Raw genomic sequence first — 2,014 nt, 5'->3', positions numbered from 1 at the left:
TCGACTGGGCTAAGTCGCTACCACGCATTAGGCTATTGAGAATTTTCTCCAGCCCCAATACTTTGACCTTGGGTTGTTGATTGTTGCCAGCGGGTTTGCGGCTGGCATTATCGATTTTTGGGGCGCGGCTTGAGATTAGGTTTGCTCCAGAGGCGACAGTTTTCACCTCTAAAATGGGCTTTTTGGTGTTTAATAACCTGAAATCAATACTGATAATATTCGTATCTGCAATGAATTGATTCACTTCAACGGCATGTCGAGTCTCTCGGTCTCGCTGAGTTGAAGGATGGCCTTCGTCACATCCTGCAATATGGTATCTAGAGCCAAAACAGGCCGCTTTACCGTCTGAGCTTGTCTTACGATAATACGCCTTCCCTTTGCACTCAGGGCATTCTAAAAATTGCCTGAATTGTTCAATCTCTGATTCAGGTAACACCTGAAATTTCAAAATTGAGAAAGTGTGCCTTTCACCACCATAAGTACAAACCGCATCAATCATTTGCTATCCACATCTTTTATAAAAATGCCCTTTACAATGAGCGATAAAGGAACCTTAAAACCCTACCGAACAATAACAAGTTATTAATAAAAAGACTATTTGCAATGGTCACTATGGTTATTAGCAGATATTAAAAAGTTGAATTTAACATACTAGAAGCCGCTCAACTTTTGGGCTGTTAGTTGGTTACGGTTTGGTCAACTGTAGAGAGCATTATAAAAGTTTGTATAGACAAGAGGGCCAAAGATAGACATTGGCCCTGAATGGTATTATTTGCAAGCGTATATAAAGTAGTATCTACCGTTGATTACTATTGTCTCTTTAACGTATAAGCTACAACCTCCAGAGACGCCTGCAGTCGAACCGCCTACTAGCGTACTTGAATAGCGTTCGAATTTTTCTTTAATATTACCTGACCCACCTAATGAAAAACCGCCACCTAACACCTGGCTAGCAGTCATAGGGATATCATTATTATTCACATCTTTACCAGATATAGGGACAAAGCCTCGCTCCAATGCATTAATGCCAACTTGAACAACACCGTTAGGTTGCTCGCCAAGATCATCTGAGTAAAACTTAACATCTATAAAGACACCTAAGTCCAGTATTTTTGGGATGCTAATTGTGTTTAACACATTGTTTGCAGTAGCTTGCAATATGCCTGAATTTGTTTGAATGTGGCGGTCAAACACCGTATTTCTTATAGAACTAAAAGTTAAAAAATCATAAGGATCACCTTTAGTTTTGATTTCACCAACATAAAGGCGGCTTTCATTGGCCTTATCTTCCGATGAGTATTGGATATTAACTTTTTGTGGCGCAGCATAAACATAATTAGGGTACAGTTTCTTATTAATTTCCTCAGCCTGCTTTACTGTTTCGACTAAAAGCCCTCTATATTCAAATAGGGAATCGACGCTTGCTCTTTCTCCACTACTGAGGCTGCTTTCATATGCATATCTGATTGGTTCTCCACGATCATCTTCGTCGTTGACAACGGTGAACTTTCTAGACGATTTATTAACAAAATCGACAACAACCACATGGCTTGTGCCAAATTTTACTTGTGCAAAAGTTGCTTTTTGCTCCATTTCAGAGTGAGTACAACCATTACAGACTTCAGTTTTAGTGATTGCCAGACTTTGAGAGGAGTAAGACAAGAGGCCGCACAACAAAAGTGTGCTATACAGAACTTTTTTCATTTCAAATATCTCCATTCCATGTTGTTACAACAATTAAAGCTCTCTTCATGAGCGCTAACTGGGATTGTGTCAAATTTGATGCAGTTGTTCAAGCTTTGTTAATGTGTGCGAGTGGGTGTAGTTAGACTGTTAAGATATTTAAATACTGAAATAAAACAAAGACTAAGAAGGTAACTTGGACACATAAGCTCATTAATTTTTAACGTTTTACTTAGCTATCAAAGTTACTTTGAAAGTTATACTTTTGACAAGGTGATGTAACCCTCCCTTAAAGTCAGAATGTTTTAAATAGAGTTTTCCATTTACACTA

1 protein-coding gene and 1 pseudogene are annotated in these 2,014 nt (G+C 38.6%); both read right to left on the bottom strand.

The window, feature by feature from the left end:
* A pseudogene (locus tag ACED29_RS21010) lies at window positions 1-499 on the bottom strand (hypothetical protein); the annotation flags it as partial.
* Between the two features lie 269 nt (window positions 500-768).
* Window positions 769-1,704 (bottom strand): hypothetical protein, encoded by a 936-nt coding sequence (locus ACED29_RS21005; RefSeq protein WP_188927105.1) that lies wholly within the window; start codon window positions 1,702-1,704, stop codon window positions 769-771.
* Window positions 1,705-2,014: the final 310 nt, after the last annotated feature.

Source organism: Shewanella sp. 5S214 (assembly GCF_041439795.1).
GTDB lineage: Bacteria > Pseudomonadota > Gammaproteobacteria > Enterobacterales > Shewanellaceae > Shewanella > Shewanella vesiculosa.
This window is presented reverse-complemented; position numbering and strand designations above follow the sequence as displayed.

What these genes read in the sequence shown, in the direction of transcription:
- ACED29_RS21005 (WP_188927105.1), bottom strand. Translation starts at nt 1,704, where the DNA reads ATGAAAAAAGTTCTGTATAGCACACTTTTGTTGTGCGGCCTCTTGTCT.